The sequence below is a fragment of the Pantoea sp. M_9 genome, from assembly GCF_008631385.1.
GTDB lineage: Bacteria > Pseudomonadota > Gammaproteobacteria > Enterobacterales > Enterobacteriaceae > Pantoea > Pantoea eucrina.
In genome coordinates, this window is the sequence record NZ_VWUF01000015.1 from 1 (window position 1) to 16,827 (window position 16,827).

General features: G+C 56.2%; 14 protein-coding genes and 4 tRNA genes. 8 read left to right on the forward strand and 10 right to left on the reverse strand.

Features of this window, described 5'->3' with window-relative positions:
* Nucleotides 1-942 precede the first annotated feature (942 nt).
* A complete protein-coding gene (gene argA / locus F3I15_RS16090) occupies nt 943-2,271 on the reverse strand; it encodes an amino-acid N-acetyltransferase (RefSeq protein WP_150018606.1) in 1,329 nt (442 codons plus the stop codon).
* Between the two features lie 232 nt (nt 2,272-2,503).
* Between argA and amiC the strand changes: the two genes are divergently transcribed.
* Nucleotides 2,504-3,739: an N-acetylmuramoyl-L-alanine amidase AmiC gene (gene amiC / locus F3I15_RS16095; protein ID WP_150018607.1), complete on the forward strand. Its 1,236-nt coding sequence runs from the start codon at nt 2,504-2,506 to the stop codon at nt 3,737-3,739.
* 240 nt (nt 3,740-3,979) lie between these two features.
* On the opposite strand, the gene F3I15_RS16100 is transcribed toward amiC, so the two are convergent.
* From F3I15_RS16100 to F3I15_RS16115, 4 genes are all read right to left on the reverse strand, one after another.
* Nucleotides 3,980-4,056: transfer RNA gene (locus F3I15_RS16100), tRNA-Met, on the reverse strand.
* Between the two features lie 51 nt (nt 4,057-4,107).
* Nucleotides 4,108-4,184: transfer RNA gene (locus F3I15_RS16105), tRNA-Met, on the reverse strand.
* Nucleotides 4,185-4,235: 51 nt separating this feature from the next.
* Nucleotides 4,236-4,312 (reverse strand) — tRNA-Met (locus F3I15_RS16110).
* A gap of 116 nt (nt 4,313-4,428) precedes the next feature.
* Nucleotides 4,429-4,500 (reverse strand) — tRNA-Met (locus F3I15_RS16115).
* Nucleotides 4,501-4,710: 210 nt separating this feature from the next.
* Between F3I15_RS16115 and mltA the strand changes: the two genes are divergently transcribed.
* Together mltA and tcdA are read left to right on the forward strand one after the other, a co-directional pair.
* Nucleotides 4,711-5,859, forward strand: coding sequence for a murein transglycosylase A (mltA, locus tag F3I15_RS16120; protein WP_071668551.1), 1,149 nt, complete (start codon nt 4,711-4,713; stop codon nt 5,857-5,859).
* A gap of 83 nt (nt 5,860-5,942) precedes the next feature.
* Complete coding sequence (tcdA, locus tag F3I15_RS16125) at nt 5,943-6,749, forward strand: tRNA cyclic N6-threonylcarbamoyladenosine(37) synthase TcdA (protein WP_150018608.1); 807 nt, start codon at nt 5,943-5,945, stop codon at nt 6,747-6,749.
* Here the strand turns inward: tcdA and csdE are convergent.
* Nucleotides 6,737-7,180 (reverse strand): cysteine desulfurase sulfur acceptor subunit CsdE, encoded by a 444-nt coding sequence (csdE, locus tag F3I15_RS16130; protein ID WP_150018609.1) that lies wholly within the window; start codon nt 7,178-7,180, stop codon nt 6,737-6,739. The two genes, tcdA and csdE, sit on opposite strands and share 13 nt — an antisense overlap.
* Nucleotides 7,181-7,184: 4 nt before the next feature.
* The gene (gene csdA / locus F3I15_RS16135) at nt 7,185-8,390 is read right to left on the reverse strand and encodes a cysteine desulfurase CsdA (protein WP_150018610.1); all 1,206 of its coding nucleotides are present in this window, start codon (nt 8,388-8,390) and stop codon (nt 7,185-7,187) included.
* A gap of 206 nt (nt 8,391-8,596) precedes the next feature.
* On the opposite strand from csdA, the gene F3I15_RS16140 reads away from it, so the two are divergent.
* From F3I15_RS16140 to rlmM, 4 genes are all read left to right on the forward strand, one after another.
* On the forward strand, nt 8,597-8,821 hold the full coding sequence (locus tag F3I15_RS16140; RefSeq protein ID WP_039379928.1) for a YgdI/YgdR family lipoprotein: 225 nt from the start codon (nt 8,597-8,599) through the stop codon (nt 8,819-8,821).
* A gap of 486 nt (nt 8,822-9,307) precedes the next feature.
* Entirely contained in the window at nt 9,308-10,225 is a 918-nt protein-coding gene (locus tag F3I15_RS16145; protein ID WP_039379926.1) for a transcriptional regulator GcvA, read from the forward strand.
* A 50-nt stretch (nt 10,226-10,275) separates the two neighbouring features.
* Nucleotides 10,276-10,671, forward strand: coding sequence for a DUF423 domain-containing protein (locus F3I15_RS16150; protein ID WP_039379923.1), 396 nt, complete (start codon nt 10,276-10,278; stop codon nt 10,669-10,671).
* On the forward strand, nt 10,664-11,764 hold the full coding sequence (gene rlmM, locus F3I15_RS16155) for a 23S rRNA (cytidine(2498)-2'-O)-methyltransferase RlmM (RefSeq protein ID WP_150018611.1): 1,101 nt from the start codon (nt 10,664-10,666) through the stop codon (nt 11,762-11,764). The genes F3I15_RS16150 and rlmM overlap by 8 nt, the downstream gene beginning before the upstream one ends.
* Before the next feature lie 690 nt (nt 11,765-12,454).
* Here rlmM and xni read toward each other — a convergent pair.
* The 3 genes from xni to queF all read right to left on the reverse strand — a co-directional run bounded on the left by xni (nt 12,455) and on the right by queF (nt 15,649).
* Nucleotides 12,455-13,213, reverse strand: coding sequence for a flap endonuclease Xni (gene xni, locus F3I15_RS16160; RefSeq protein ID WP_150018612.1), 759 nt, complete (start codon nt 13,211-13,213; stop codon nt 12,455-12,457).
* A gap of 42 nt (nt 13,214-13,255) precedes the next feature.
* On the reverse strand, nt 13,256-14,617 hold the full coding sequence (ppnN, locus tag F3I15_RS16165) for a nucleotide 5'-monophosphate nucleosidase PpnN (protein ID WP_039379917.1): 1,362 nt from the start codon (nt 14,615-14,617) through the stop codon (nt 13,256-13,258).
* 186 nt (nt 14,618-14,803) lie between these two features.
* A complete protein-coding gene (queF, locus tag F3I15_RS16170) occupies nt 14,804-15,649 on the reverse strand; it encodes an NADPH-dependent 7-cyano-7-deazaguanine reductase QueF (RefSeq protein WP_150018613.1) in 846 nt (281 codons plus the stop codon).
* A gap of 61 nt (nt 15,650-15,710) precedes the next feature.
* Between queF and syd the strand changes: the two genes are divergently transcribed.
* Nucleotides 15,711-16,268, forward strand: coding sequence for a SecY-interacting protein (syd, locus tag F3I15_RS16175; protein ID WP_150018614.1), 558 nt, complete (start codon nt 15,711-15,713; stop codon nt 16,266-16,268).
* The last annotated feature ends 559 nt before the right edge of the window (nt 16,269-16,827 follow it).

Sequence of the window (16,827 nt, forward strand, 5' to 3'; positions counted from 1 at the left end):
CCATAAATGGCGCCCCTGCGAAAAACGCCACCGTCCCGTAGGGGCCGCATTAATGCGGCCCTGGGGAGAATAACGCAGTCCGGAATTTCATGCGCGGCCAGGGCCCCATAAATGGCGCCCCTACGAAAATATCACCGGCCCTTGGGAGGAATAACGCAGCCCGAAATTTCCCGCGCGGCCGGGGCACCATGAATGGCGCCCCTACGAAAAAACGCCAACGTCCCGTAGGGGCCGCATTAATGCGGCCCTTGGGAGAATAACGCAGCCCGGAAATTCCCGCGCGGCCAGGGCGCCATAAATGGCGCCCCTACGAAAATATCACCGTTCCGTAGGGGCCGCATTAATGCGGCCTTGGGGGGGGAATAACGCAGCCCGGAAATTCCCGCGCGGCCAGGGCGCCATAAATGGCGCCCCTACAGGATCACGTAGGGGCCGCATTAATGCGGCCCTGGGGGGAATAATGCGGCCCGAAATTTCCCGCGCGGCCAGGGCCCCATAAATGGCGCCCCTACAGGATCACGTAGGGGCCGCATTAATGCGGCCCTGGGGGGAATAACGCGGCCCGAAATTTCATGCGCGGCCAGGGCGCCATAAATGGCGCCCCTGCGAAAAACGCCACCGTCCCGTAGGGGCCGCATTAATGCGGCCCTGAGGAGGAATAACGCAGTCCGGAATTTCATGCGCGGCCAGGGCCCCATAAATGGCGCCCCTGCGAAAAACGCCAACGTCCCGTAGGGGCCGCATTAATGCGGCCCTGGGGAGAATAACGCAGCCCGGAATTTCATGCGCGGCCAGGGCGCCATNGTCCCGTAGGGGCCGCATTAATGCGGCCCTGGGGAGAATAACGCAGCCCGGAATTTCATGCGCGGCCAGGGCGCCATAAATGGCGCCCCCACAGGATCACGTAGGGGCCGCATTAATGCGGCCCGGGAATATCGTGGCTTATTTTAAATCTGCCATCAGCACCTTTGAACGACGCTGATAGTTATACATCTGCTGCTTGCTCTCTGGCAGCGACTCAATATCTACTGGCGTAAAACCCCGCTCCTGAAACCAGTGAATGCTGCGGGTGGTGAGCACAAACAGCTTTTTCAGCCCCATCTGCCGCGCCTGTAGCGCTACGCGATCCAGCAGCAGCTCGCCGCGCGATGAGCTGCGATAGTCGGGATGTACTGCCACACACGCCATTTCGCCAATCTGCTCATCCGGGAACGGGTAGAGCGCGGCACAGGCGATGGTCATATTATCGCGCTGGATGATGGTAAACTTATCGATCTCCATCTCCAGCTGTTCACGCGAGCGCCGTACCAGAATACCCTGCTGCTCCAGCGGACGGATCAGCTCCAGAATGCCGCCAATATCGTTGATGTTGGCGCGACGGATCTGCTCGGCAGACTCCATAACAATCTGCGTACCGATACCGTCGCGTGAGAAGAGCTCCTGCAGCAGTGCGCCATCCTCCTGATAGCTGATCAGATGGCTGCGGCGCACGCCGCTGCGACACGCTTTCACCGCGCCGCGCAGAAAACGCACCGTACCGGACAGAAAATCGCCGTCGCTCTCCATCTCATCAATGCGCGCCTGCGCATCGCCGGGAAACAGCTCTGAAATAATTGTGCCGGCGCGATCGGTCACGCCCTGCTCGGAGCAGAAGCCAATCATCTTCTCTGCCTTGAGCTTGATGGCGAGCTGCGTGGCAACCTCTTCTGAGGTGAGATTAAAGCTTTCGCCGGTTACAGAGACGGCGACCGGACCCAGCAGTACAATCGCATTATTATCCAGCTGACGGTGAATCGCCTCTTCATCAATACGGCGAATGCGTCCGCTGTGGCAGTAGTCAACGCCATCATCCACGCCCAGCGGCTGGGCAATGATAAAGTTACCGCTGACGACATTAATATGCGCGCCCTGCAGCGGCGTGTTGTTAAGACTCATCGAGAGGCGGGCGGTGATATCAAGCTGCAGACGACCTGCCGCCTGCTTTACCAGCTCCAGCGATTGCGCATCGGTCACGCGGGTGTGTTTATGATAGAGAGGCTCCAGCTGCTGCTGCGCCATGCTGGCATCAATCTGCGGACGTGCGCCATAGACCACCACCAGACGGATGCCCAGGCTATGCAGCAGGCCAATATCGTTAACGATACTGGAGAAGTTTTCATGCTCAATGGCTTCGCCGCCCAGCATGATGACAAACGTCTTGTCGCGATGGGCATTAATATAGGGAACGGTATGGCGAAAACCCTGAACCAGCTCGGTACTGCGTTCCTTCACGGTGCACCCTCTGTGAATGGTTATTCGTAATTAGTGTATTTTTATTCTGTTTTTCGCCGTATTGCAAGCGTTGCGCCTGACGTTACTTTACGATTTTTCAGATGCATCCGTTGATAACAGCCTGCATTATCTGGCTTTTCCGACGAGACAAGCGTTGCCAGATTGGATAAAGTTTTCGCTTTCTGAGCGTCAGCTGACGCAGATTTATCTATAAAACAGTAGTTGGAGTGGCATGTCCCAGGCTTTTTCCCGAAGACGGTTATTACAAGGTGCCGGTGCGCTATGGCTACTTAGCGTAACGCGTACCGGGCTGGCAGCGAGTCAGCACATTGTTGCGGTACGCATCTGGCCTTCATCAACGTACTCCCGCGTCACGCTGGAGTCGAATATCCCGCTGCACTACAAGCAGTTTGCGCTGAGCAATCCGGAACGTCTGGTCATTGATATCAAGAACCTGCATATTAATCCGGCACTGAAAGGCATCAATAAGCTGGTGCGTACAGACGATCCCTTTATCAAAACGGCACGGGTCGGGCAGTTTGATCCGCACACGGTGCGGATTGTGCTGGAGCTGAAGCGTAACGTCGCACCAAAAACCTTTACCCTGGCGCCTGTAGCCGGTATCAAAAACCGGCTGGTGGTGGATCTGTATCCCAGTCAGGCATCGCACGCCGACGATCCGCTGCTGGCGCTGCTCAATGATTACAACAAAGGCGATCTGGAGCGCGATCAGCCTGCGCAGGCACCGTTGCCGGGTAAGGCGGGGCGCGATCGTCCGATCATTATCATGATCGATCCCGGACACGGCGGCGAAGACCCCGGTGCGCACGGCAAATACAAAACGCGTGAAAAGGATATTGTGCTGAAGATTGGTCGCTACCTGCGGGCATTGATCGATAAAGAGCACAATATGAAAGCCTACATGACGCGTAATGAAGATGTGTTTATTCCACTGCGCGTGCGGGTGGCCAAAGCGCGCAAGCAGCGTGCCGATCTGTTTGTTTCTATTCATGCCGATGCGTTTACCAGCCGGGCAGCGCGTGGCTCTTCGGTGTTCGCGCTCTCCACGCGCGGTGCGACCTCTGCCGCAGCCCGTTTCCTGGCACAGACGCAGAACGAGGCCGATCTGATTGGCGGCGTCAGCATGAGCGGCGATCGCTATCTCGACCACACGATGTTCGATATGGTGCAGCGTCAGACCATCAGCGACAGCCTGAAGTTTGGCAAAGAGGTACTGGCGCGCATGGGGCGCATCAATCATCTGCATAAGCGTACGGTTGATCAGGCGGGTTTTGCCGTGCTGAAAGCGCCCGATATCCCGTCAATTCTGGTTGAGACGGCGTTTATCAGTAACGTGGAGGAGGAGCGCAAGCTGCGCACCGCACGCTATCAGCATCAGGTGGCCGAAGCGATTTTTCACGGTATCAAAGCCTATTTTGATAAAGGCGGCGTGCTGGCACGGCGGTAAGGGCAGGGCGGCAGCGATGCCGCTTTTTTTCCGGCGGCAGAAACAAAAAAACACCCGTTAAGGTGTTTTATGTTTCTTCTTCAGAAGAAGTGGTTGCGGGGGCCGGATTNAGCCTATTTTGATAAAGGCGGCGTGCTGGCACGGCGGTAAGGGCAGGGCGGCAGCGATGCCGCTTTTTTTCCGGCGGCAGAAACAAAAAAACACCCGTTAAGGTGTTTTATGTTTCTTCTTCAGAAGAAGTGGTTGCGGGGGCCGGATTCGAACCGACGACCTTCGGGTTATGAGCCCGACGAGCTACCAGGCTGCTCCACCCCGCGTCCGTCTGTCGCACTGAGCGACGTTTCACATTGTATTCTTCTTAAGATAATTGGTTGCGGAGGCCGGATTTGAACCGACGACCTTCGGGTTATGAGCCCGACGAGCTACCAGGCTGCTCCACCCCGCGTCCGTCTGTCGCCTGAGCGACACTTCATATTGTCTCTTCACTAAGAAGAATTGGTTGCGGGGGCCGGATTTGAACCGACGACCTTCGGGTTATGAGCCCGACGAGCTACCAGGCTGCTCCACCCCGCGTCCGTGGATGCGCACTATACACCTGGCGCGTGACGATGCAACCCCTTTTTGCGCTTAACGGGTGAAATCCATAAGCAGTTGCTGGAGCAAAAAGCCAATCTCTGTCTGATAGTTATTGGCGGTTTTCAGGATATANGAACCGACGACCTTCGGGTTATGAGCCCGACGAGCTACCAGGCTGCTCCACCCCGCGTCCGTGGATGCGCACTATACACCTGGCGCGTGACGATGCAACCCCTTTTTGCGCTTAACGGGTGAAATCCATAAGCAGTTGCTGAATAATGTCGCATCCGGATGAAAAAATGTACAGATGTGAAGGCGATGGCGGGTGGCAGATTTCATTATGACCAGGGCTTTGCTATCGTCGCCGGGCGAACAACCGACAACAAGAGAGAGTCATGAACGGACACCGGGTAAAGTATGCACTCACTGGCGCATTTCTGGCGCTATTAGCAGGTTGTAGCTCGAAGCCGACCGATCGCGGTCAGCAATATATTGATGGCAAGCTGGAGCAACCGCTCGGGCTGGTTAATGAGCCTAATGCCAAAGGGCGTCCGGTTAACGGGCAGGATTTCGGCCTGCAGGTGCAGCAGATTCAGTCCGCCTCATCGCGTCTGTTCAGCCGTAATAATGACACCTACAGCGCTATCCAGAACTGGCTTCTTTCGGGTGCAGATACGCGTCAGCTGCGTCAGTTTGGCCTGAATGCGTTTCAGATGGAAGGTACCGACAATTATGGCAACGTGCAGTTTACCGGTTACTACACGCCGGTAGTGGAAGCGCGCTACACCCGGCAGGGTGAGTTTCAGTATCCTATTTATCGCATGCCGCCGCGCCCGCGCGGGGCGAAGCTGCCGAGCCGCGCCGGCATTTATAGCGGCGCGCTTGATGAGCGCTACGTCATCGCCTGGAGTAACTCGCTGATCGACAACTTTATGATGGATGTGCAGGGCAGCGGCTACGTCGATTTTGGTGACGGACGTCCGCTGCGCTTCTTTGGCTACGGCGGTAAAAATGGCTGGGCTTATCACAGCATCGGTAAAGAGCTGATCGATCGCGGTGAAGTTAAACGCGAAGATATGTCGATGCAGGCCATCCGGCAGTGGGCTGAGGAGCATTCACCGCAGGAAGTGCGTGATGTGCTGGAGACCAACCAGTCCTTTGTCTTCTTTAAACCTGAAGAGTACGTGCCGGTGCGGGGTGCCAGCGCAGTTCCGCTGATTGCCAAAGCGTCGGTTGCCTCTGACCGCTCACTGATCCCGGCGGGCACGGCGCTGCTGGCGGAAGTACCGCAGCTGAATGCAAAAGGTAAGTTCAACGGTAAGTATGAAATGCGTCTGATGGTGGCGCTGGACGTCGGTGGCGCAATCAAAGGCCAGCACTTTGACATCTATCAGGGCGTAGGTCCGGACGCCGCGCATCTGGCTGGCTTTTATAACCACTACGGCCGCGTCTGGGTACTGAAGACCGCTCCCGGCGCCGGACAGCCGCTGTTCAGCACTGCGCAAAACGGCAATAACGGTTCACTGCTGACCGGCGCAAATTGATACACTGACAGCCAGCTCTCTGCAGGAGAGTACATTATCGGGTGCGCCACGCGGCGCACCGCATTCCGGAGTAAAGATCAGATATGAAAGTGGTAAGCGACGCCTGGCGACAGCGCTTTGGCGGAACGGCGCGTCTTTATGGACAGGAGGCGCTGCAGCAGTTTGCAGAGGCGCATTTCTGCGTAATTGGTATTGGCGGCGTAGGCTCCTGGGCCGCTGAAGCGCTGGCGCGTACCGGCATCGGACACATTACGCTGATCGATATGGATGATGTCTGTATCACCAATACCAACCGGCAGATCCATGCGCAGCAGGGCAATGTCGGCCAGGCAAAAACGGAGGTCATGGCCGCCCGTATCCGCGCCATCAATCCGGAGTGCGTTGTCACCTGCATTGACGACTTTATCACGCCGCAAAACACCGCAGAATTGCTCTCTGCCGGGTTTGACTATGTGATCGATGCCATCGACAGCGTGCGGCCGAAAGCGGCACTGATCGCCTGGTGCCGGCGTAATAAAGTTCCGCTTATTACCACGGGCGGGGCAGGCGGACAGATCGATCCCACTCAGATTCAGGTCAGCGATCTGGCGAAAACCATCCAGGATCCGCTGGCGGCCAAACTGCGTGAGCGCCTGAAAAGTGATTTTGGCGTGGTAAAAAACAGTAAGGGCAAACTGGGCATCGACTGCGTGTTTTCCACTGAAGCGCTGGTCTATCCGCAGCCCGACGGCAGCGTATGCGCCTCGCGCAGTACCGCAGAAGGCCCGAAGCGTATGGATTGTGCTGCAGGCTTCGGGGCGGCAACCATGGTGACCGCCACGTTTGGATTTATCGCGGTATCGCACGCGCTGAAGAAGTTTCAGGCGCGCCGCGCGCGTCAGGCAGCCTGACGCGCCGCGCGCGTTACCGCCTCTGCCAGCGCCTGCAGGCCGCTGCTGCGTGACGCGCTCAGCTGCGCGCGCAGTCCCAGCGTATCAAACAGCGCCAGCGGGTCCTGCGCCAGCAGCTGTGCCGGGGTCTTTCCTTCGGTGGCGGTCAGCAGCACGGCCAGCAGGCCACGCACAATTCGTCCCTCGCTGTCGCCATAAAAATGCAGCGTGCCGTCAGGCAGCTGCTGGCTGCTGAGCCAGACGCGGTTTTCACAGCCGCTCAGCTCAATCTCCGCACACTTCAGTTCTTCCGGCAGCGCCGGCAGCTGGCGGCTGAGCTGAATCAGCTGCCGGTAGCGATCCTCCCACTGCTGAAAGCGGGCAAACGTGTCGGTCAGCCCCTGAGCGGTGATCGTATGGCCAAAGGGGTGGGGGGCGAGCAGGGTAGTCATGAGATTATTCACCTAAAAGGTTCACGGCGCAGTGCATGGCGCGCACCAGCGCATCCACATCCTGCAGGTTATTATAAGGCGCGAACGAGACGCGCAGCGTACCGCTGACGCCCAGAGCTGCCATCAGCGGCTGCGCGCAGTGCTGCCCGGCACGCAGCGCAATGCCCTGTTCAGCCAGCAGCGTGACGATATCGCTGTGATGAATGCCTGCAATATCAAAGGCAAGCAGGCTGGAAGAGCCGCAGCGGAAGCTGCGAAAGCCAGGCAGCGCGCTTAGCTGCTCTTCGGCCAGACAGGCGAGCTGCTGACTCCACATCTCCGCTTTTTCCTGATGATGGTGCGACAGCCAGTTCAGCGCCGCGCTGAGGCCCACCACACCCGCCACATTGGGCGTTCCGGCCTCGAAGCGCCACGGTACCGGCTGCGGGGTGAATCCGCTGAAGTCGACCTGCGTCAGCATTTTGCCGCCGCCCTGCCACGGCTGCATCGACTCCAGCAACTCTGCTTTGCCATACAGTACGCCAATGCCCATCGGACCATAAAGTTTGTGGCCGGAAAACGCATAGAAATCAATATTTAGCGCCTGCACGTCAGGCGGGCAGTGCACCACGCCCTGCGCGCCATCCACCATGACCTTTGCACCCGCCTCATGCGCCAGCGCGATAGCTTGGGCCAGATCCGGACAGCCGCCGGTGACGTTTGACATCTGGCTCACGGCCAGCAGGCGGGTGCGCGTATTGATCAGCTCCGGCAGCAGGGCAATGTCGGGCCGGCGATCGGCTCCCAGCGGCCATTTCACTACCGTGGCGCCGCTTGCCTGAGCCACCATCAGCCACGGCACCAGGTTAGCGTGATGCTCCGCCTCGCTGACGATGATTTCATCACCTGGCTGCAGACGCGGTGCCAGCCAGCTGTACGCCACCAGATTGATCGCCTCAGTGGTGCCGCGCGTCCAGACAATCTGCCGATCGTCAGCGGCATTTAGCCACTGTGCGACCACGCCTCGTGCCTGTTCATACTGTGCCGTCAGCGCACGCGCCGCAGCAAACTGGCTGCGATGCACGGTGCCGGCGCTGAGCGAATAGAACTGTGCGGTGGCATCAATGACCGCCTGCGGCTTGAGCGCCGTGGCGGCGCTGTCCAGATAGACGCCGGCATCGTTCAGCGCAGGAAATTGCTGACGAAAAGCGCCAGGAGAGAAGATGGTCATATCGGGCCCACTCCGGTGATTTAGGGCCAGCCGTAACAGCAGGCTGCAGGCTGGCAAAGCTGTAAAAGCGCGTTATGCTCATTATGGCAAGGTTTGAACCGAAACCCGCATAACCTGTTCGCCATTTTCAGCCGTGCTTTCAGGCTGATGGCGCAATGTCGTGGCTGCGGGCGGTTTAATGCAATCAATCTGCAAGGAGATAGAAGATGAACAAACTTACCGCAGTGCTGGCTGTCTGCACCATGGCATTTACCCTGGCGGCCTGTTCCAGCAACTATGTTATGCACACGAACGATGGCCGCACGATTGTTGCTGACGGCAAGCCAAAAGTTGATGATGATACCGGTATGATCAGCTATAAAGATGCCAATGGCAATGAGCAGCAGATTAACCGCTCTGATGTGAAAGAGATGGTTGAGATGGGGCAGTAAAATTGCGCAAAAAAAAGCACCGCAATTTGCGGTGCTATATAAAATTACTTTGGACAGACAGGGTAAATCTCAGGAATTAAAAGTTTGATCTGCAATTTTCAGATCAAAAAATGCAAACACAACATCACGACCACAAGCCAAAAGCTCTCCAAAAGTCTGCGATCTCTCGCACGTTTTCAGAAAACTTTTCGTTCCGGCTCTGGAAGTGCGGCAACTATAGGTATTTGCTGGANTTTGATCTGCAATTTTCAGATCAAAAAATGCAAACACAACATCACGACCACAAGCCAAAAGCTCTCCAAAAGTCTGCGATCTCTCGCACGTTTTCAGAAAACTTTTCGTTCCGGCTCTGGAAGTGCGGCAACTATAGGTATTTGCTGGAGCTTCCTCAACGGACAAATTATAATGTCTCGGATTAAAAAATCTAATAGCTGACGACGTTGTATAAGTTGCAGTTTTACACTATGAATCCATCTGTGGAAAACCATGTCTAAACGCCTTCCGCCGCTCAATGCTTTACGTGTTTTTGACGCGGCTGCCCGCTATCTGAGCTTCACCAAAGCCGCTGAAGAGCTGTTTGTGACCCAGGCGGCGGTGAGCCATCAGATCAAGTCGCTTGAGGATTTTCTCGGGCTCAAGCTGTTCCGCCGCCGCAATCGCTCGCTGCTGCTGACGGAAGAGGGGCAGAGTTACTATCTCGATATCAAAGAGATTTTTTCAGCGCTTAATGATGCGACCCGCAAGCTGCAGGCGCGCAGCGCTAAAGGTGCGCTTACGGTCAGCCTGCTGCCCAGCTTTGCGATTCAGTGGCTGGTGCCGCGTCTCTCCAGCTTTAATATGGCTTATCCGGGAATCGACGTGCGTATTCAGGCGGTAGACCGTGAAGAGGAGAAGCTGGCAGACGATGTTGACGTCGCTATCTTCTATGGCCGGGGAAACTGGCCGGGCCTGCGGGTGGATAAGCTCTACGCTGAATATCTGCTGCCGGTCTGCTCACCGCTGCTGCTCTCCGGCGATAATCCGCTGAAATCGCCCGCCGATCTGGCGCACTTTACGCTGCTGCATGATGCGTCGCGTCGCGACTGGCAGGCCTACACCCGCCAGCTGGGACTGCAGCATATTAATGTGCAACAGGGACCTATTTTCAGCCACAGCGCCATGGTACTGCAGGCAGCGATCCACGGGCAGGGTGTGGCGCTGGCGAACAACGTGATGGCAGAGAGTGAGATCGAAGCAGGGCGCCTGGTCTGCCCGTTCAATGATGTGCTGGTAAGTAAAAACGCTTTTTATCTGGTTTGTCATGACAGTCAGGCAGAACTGGGTAAAATAGCCGCCTTTCGTCAGTGGATTCTGGAAAAAGCCGCTACTGAACAGGAAAAATTCCGTTTTCGCTACGATCACTAAGTTACCGTTCGCTGCACAGTGATGTGCGGCGGAACCATGAGGATAGATCGATGTCCAGTCGTGCCATGTTTATATTTGCAGCCATCAGCGGCTTCGTGCTGGTGGCGTTTGGTGCGTTTGGCGCGCACGTATTAAGTAAATCGCTGGGGCCATCTGAAATGGCGTGGATCCATACCGGCCTGGAGTATCAGGCTTACCACACGCTGGCGGTAATGGGACTGGGTGCCGCGATGCTGCGACGCGCCAATATCTGGTTTTACTGGAGCAGCGCAGCGATGGCGCTGGGTACCGTTCTTTTCAGCGGCAGTCTCTATTGCCTGGCGCTGTCGCACCTGCAGTTCTGGGTGTTTGTTACGCCGGCAGGGGGGTTTTGCTTTCTGATCGGCTGGTTTTTGATGTTGATTGGCGCGCTGCGTCTGAAAACAAAGGCAGAACGCCATGAATAAAGTATTACTCTATTGTCGTCCCGGATTTGAAAAAGAGTGCGCGGCAGAAATCAGTGCTAAAGCAGCAGAGCGGGAAGTTTACGGCTTTCCGCGGGTAAAAGAAGAAGCGGGCTACGTGTTGTTTGAGTGCTATCAGCCAGAAGATGCAGAGAAGCTGCTGCGCTCGCTGCCGTTTGCTGAACTGATTTTTGCCCGTCAGATGCTGGTTGTCGGCGAGCTGCTGCGCGACTTACCTCCCGAAGATCGCATTACTCCCATTACCGGCATGCTGACCGGAGTGGTGGAGAAAGGGGGAGAGCTGCGGGTCGAGGTTCCGGATACCAATGAAGCCAAAGAGCTGACTAAATTCTGCCGCAAGCTGACGGTGCCGCTGCGCGCCAGCCTGCGCGCCAGCAATATCCTGCTCAACTATGAGAGCCCTAAGCGGCCGGTGGTGCACGTGTTTTTTATCGCCCCGGGCACCTGCTATGTAGGTTATTCACTGCCGGAAAACAATTCGCCATTCTATATGGGGATCCCGCGACTGAAGTTTCCTTCTGACGCCCCCAGCCGCTCAACGCTGAAACTGGAAGAGGCGTTTCATGTGTTTGTGCCAGCCGATGAATGGGACGAACGCCTGGGAAGCGGCATGTATGCGGTCGATCTGGGCGCCTGCCCGGGCGGCTGGACCTATCAGCTGGTGAAGCGCAGCATGTGGGTCTATGCGGTAGATAACGGCCCGATGGCGCCAAGCCTGATGGATACCGGACAGGTTACCCACTGTCGTGAGGATGGTTTTAAGTTTCGCCCGCCGCGCAGCAATATCAGCTGGCTGGTATGCGATATGGTAGAAAAACCGGTGCGCGTGGCCACGTTGATGACCGAGTGGCTGGTAAACGGCTGGTGTCGCGAAGCGATTTTCAACCTCAAGCTGCCGATGAAAAAGCGTTATGAAGAGGTCACGCAAAATCTGGCGATGATAGATGAAGCGTTAAAAGCGCAGGGTATCAACGCCCAGATTCAGGCGCGTCAGCTTTATCACGATCGTGAAGAGGTAACGGTACACGTCCGGCGCATCTGGGCTGCTACCGGCGGCCGCCGCGACGAACGCTGATCTGTCAGCAACGGGCGCCCCTACGGTGATTGTGGGGGACGCATTGATGCGTCCCTGGCGTACGTATGTATGCGTTCGGGACAATATCATCGGACGCACAACGGGCGCCATTAATGGCGTCATTACGTTCCGAATGCGCATTAACACGGGCGCCATTAATGGCGTCATTACGTTCCGAACGCGCATTAAATACGGGCGCCATTAATGGCGTCATGACGTTCCGAACGCGCATTAACACGGGCGCCATTAATGGCGCCCCTACGGTTAATGTAGGGGACGCATTCATGCGTCCCTGGCGTACGTATGCATTCGGGACAACATAATCGGACGTCATTACGATGATTGTAGGGGACGCATTCATGCGTCCCTGGCATATATATGCGTTCGGGGCAATATAATCGGATGCACCATGGGCGCCATCAATGGCATCATGACGTCCTGCGCGCGCATCAATACGGGCGCCATTAATGGCGTCATGACGTTCCGAACGCGCATCAATACGGGCGCCATTAATGGCGTCATGACGTTCCGAACGCGCATTAACACGGGCGCCATTAATGGCGCCCCTACAATTATTGTAGGGGACGCATTCATGCGTCCCTAGCGTACGTATGCGTTCGGGACAACATAATCGGACGTCATTACGATGATTGTAGGGGACGCATTTATGCGTCCCTGGCGTACCGTGATTTATCCTGCCTGATAGCGCAGCGTATTAAGATTGCCCTGCAGCACTAAATCGCGCTTCAGCGTGGCAACCTGGCGGCAGATCGCGGCTGTTTCACGCTGGGCGTGTAATTTACTCTGCCACTTTGCCGGCACCTGCTCCCACTGCTGATAAATCGCCTCCAGTGAACCAAACTGCGCCAGCAGCTCGCGTGCGCTTTTCGGGCCGATGCCGGATACGCCCGGAATTTTACTGCTGCTGATGCCGCATAAACCCCAGTAATCCGGCAGCTGTGCCGGGGCAACGCCAAACTCCTGTGCGATAAACGGCACATCAAGCCAGCGCTTTTGAAAATAGTCGCGAATGCGGATAGCGGGCGCCAGCAGCTGACAATATCCCTTATCGGTGGAAACGATGGTGGCCTGATGCCCGGCATCCGCCATTTTCACTGCCAGGGTAGCGGCCAGGTCGTCTGCTTCATCGTCCCCGGCGATCCAGCAGCTGACGCCTGCGGTGCGAAAGGCCTCCTGCAGCAGCGGCAGCTCCTGTTGCAGATCCTCTGGCATTGGCGGTCGCCCCGCTTTGTAATCCGGCAGCAGCGCATGACGCCAGCCGGGGTGGCGCTCCGGACTGTCAAATACCGCCACCGCGTGGGTCGGGCGTGTATGACCAAGCAGCTGATGCAGCGCCGCAACACAGGCGTCGCGGCAGGGAGAGCCCTGAACGGCATGCAGGCGACGAATGAGATTCAGCGCATCGATAATTAATAAATGTAGTGCCATAAAAGCGATAAGCGGCAGCCCGGAGGCTGCCTTCCTGAAGGGTTATTTGATGATTTCGTAGCAGGGGATATAGGCACTGCCCGGTAGTTTCATACGCTGCTGCGCCACAAAGCCCTGCAGCAGCTCATCCATGCGATGCATCAGATCGGCGTCGCCACGCAGTTGATAGGGGCCGCGTTCACGGATCTCCCGGATACCAATTTCTTTCACGTTGCCGGCCACGATCCCGGAGAAGGCACGTCGCAAATCAGCCGCCAGTTTTTCCGCCGGCTGATTCGGAAACAGGTTGAGATTAGCCATGTTTTCGTGGGTCGGCAGGAAAGGCACCTGCAGATCCGGCGCAATACGAATAGACCAGTTAAAGCTGTAAGCGTCACCGGTTTCGCGACGATGCTCTTTTACCTGCGGCATCGCTTTTTTCATCTGGCGCGCCACTTCAGCGGCATCATCAATAATGATCGTATAGTGTTTGCGCGCCTGCTCGCCCAAAGTATTGACGATGAAATCATCGAGCACGCGGAAATAGTCAGCGCTCTCTTTAGGGCCGGTGAGGATCAGCGGCAGCACCTGCTCGCTGTTTTGCGGATTCATCAGAATACCAAGCAGGTAGAGAAACTCTTCGGCGGTGCCGACGCCACCCGGGAAGATCACGATGCCATGCGCAATACGGACAAAGGCCTCAAGGCGTTTTTCGATATCGGGCATAATGATGAGTTCGTTAACCAGCGGGTTAGGCGGTTCAGCGGCGATAATGGAAGGCTCAGTCAGGCCGATAAAGCGGCTGTCATGATAGCGCTGCTGCGCGTGACCTACCGCCGCGCCTTTCATGGGCGCTTCCATTACGCCTGGGCCGCAGCCGGTGCAGATATTCAGCTCGCGCAGCCCCATCTGGGTGCCAACATTACGGCAATACTGGTACTCCACCGCGTTGATAGAGTGTCCGCCCCAGCAAACCACGGTATTAGGATACTCCCCGACGTGCAGCGCGCGCGCGTTACGCAGTATCGAGAAAACCTGATTGGTGATATGCGCGGAGTCGTCAGCCTGACCCGCGAGGCGCTCTGGCAGAGCAAGCTGGCCGTTAACAAACAGAATATCGCGCAGCACGGCAAACAGGTTGGCCTGCAGTGAGCGGATGATACGCCCATCCACAAAGGCCTCTTCCGGCGGATTGATCAGCTCCAGCTTAACGCCGCGCTCGCGGCGCAGGACGTTGATAGCGAAATTTTCAAAACGTGAGAGCAGCTCATGACTGCTGTCTGTCTGGCTGCCGGAGTTAAGCACTGCAAGGGAACAGTTACGGAAAAGCTGGTAGAGATCGCTGCTGGCGGTCTGCTTCAGCATGTCAACTTCCAGCTGGGAGAGCAGATCCATTGAGCCAAGCGGGCTGATATGTGTAATCAAAAGAACTCCTTTACACGCCATAGCGTGACTGATGACACTGCGCTTAACCGGCTGAGCACAGTGACGAAAATCCCTGGTCGCATACGCATTACGCTTAACGCCGCAGACAGATTAACGCTCCCGGCTGGGATTGCTCAAGAGGAACCGCGCATCCCTGCTACGGCCTGCGAGGTGCCTCGCACTCTGTTACTGGCGTGCCAGACGCGAAAAGCCGGGCGTGAAGGGAACATTGCTGCGCCACGGGTTGATATCCAGACCGCCGCGGCGGGTGTAGCGCGCATAAACGGTTAACGCCTCTGGCTGGCAGAAACGCTGCACGTCATTAAAAATGCGCTCCACGCACTGCTCATGAAACTCGTTGTGCTGGCGGAAAGAGATCAGATAGCGCAGCAGCGCCTCGCGGTCGATACGTGGGCCTTTATAACGAATCATCACCGATCCCCAGTCGGGCTGGTTGGTGATCAGACAGTTAGATTTCAGCAGGTGGCTTATCAGCGTCTCGTCTACGATTTCATTGCCCGCGGCGTGCGCAAGATGCCCGGCATCAAAACCGTAATCGCTGATGCTGATATCCTGTTCATCAATAACGCTGCCGCTGAACTGTCCGATAGGCTGGCTTTCCAGCTCGCTCAGGCGAAACAGCGCCACGCTGACGTTGCCGCTGGCGCAGGCGCGCAGATCGCGTTCCAGCGTCTGACGCACGTCGCCCCAGTCCGCAAAGCGGGTCTGATTAAAGCTGTTCAGGTAGAGCTTAAAGCTTTTCGACTCAATCAGATTTACGCTGTCAGCAGCCAGCACCACTTCACCAATCGCGACCTGCGGGACACCTTTGCTGTTAAGCCATGAAAGCTCATACAGTGTCCAGATATCTGCGCCGTGAAATGGCAGGTTATCCGGAAAAAGATTGAGCGGTTCCCGGTTGAGACTGCGCGGCACAGATTGCAGCAGCGTGTTATCGTACTCATCTACATAGGCGACAGATTTGCCCAGGGTCAGGCCGCTTAAGGCCGGGTTTGGGTGTTCAGAAGACATAATGGTTACCACAACGTGAATCAAAGTGGCTAAGTGTAACCGATCACCAGCGAGAAGATGAATGATGCAGCCCACCGCCAGCGCACTGCGTGCGTTTACCACCCGTTATATCGATCTCTGGCAGCAGCAGCAGGGACACTATCCTGCCAGTAGCGATCTTGCGGGGATCCCTTCACCCTGTATCATCAATACTGTTGATGACCGCGTTCTCTGGCAGCCGCAGCCTTTTTCGCCATCGTCAGGCCTGGATGCGGTGGAGCGGGCGCTGGATATTCAGATCCAGCCTGATATTACTGCGTTTTACACGACTCAGTTTGCCGGCGATATGCATGCCCGCCTGCAGCAGCACAGGTTAACGCTGTTGCAGGTATGGAGCGAAGAGGATTTTATCCGGCTGCAGGAGAATCTGATCGGCCACCTGATTATGAAGCGACGTCTGAAACAGAGTCCGACGCTGTTTATTGCCACCACCGCTTCAGAGCAGGAGATGGTAGCAATATGTAATCTTACCGGAGAGGTCATTCTGGAAGAGCCGGGGCGTAACAAACGTGAAATTCTTTCACCTTGTGTCCGGACATTTCTTGATGATATACAACCTGTTATTGGCCTGATGGGCTGATAACCGAAGCGCTATGTAAGAGATCTCTTACAAACCCTGTGCGAGATCGACATTTTATGAATGAACCTTTCAGAAACGCTAAATGTAAAGATATTGTGAATCATAGAGTTATGGTATCAGTCTGAAAATTGAGACAATACTTGATCGATTAATGGTTCATGCTTACTTGTTATTGTGGCGATTTTTGAGAGAATACCCACCGTTAGCAGGACGCTATGGACAGAGCGACGTTCAGGAGAATGTCAGCCAGGAGGCGGGAACGTAACGGAGTTTACGTCACAGGGAAGGCTTCAGGACGAAGCAGGACACTCAGGAGTGAGTAAGGGACACCTCCAGGATGGAGAATGTGAGCCATGCGGAGCAGGGCGAGCCAGGATGCTAAGGATGCTGTCATGAAGACAGGCAATGGAAAGCGCAGGAAGAGTTGTCACGGATGAGCAGGGAGCACTGCGGTGGCGGGAATGCTGCACAACGAACCGGGAGCACTGTTATTAACAGTGCTCCCTTTTTTTATGCGCTTTTTACGCCATCGGTGACGAGTGATATGCTTGCCGCCCAT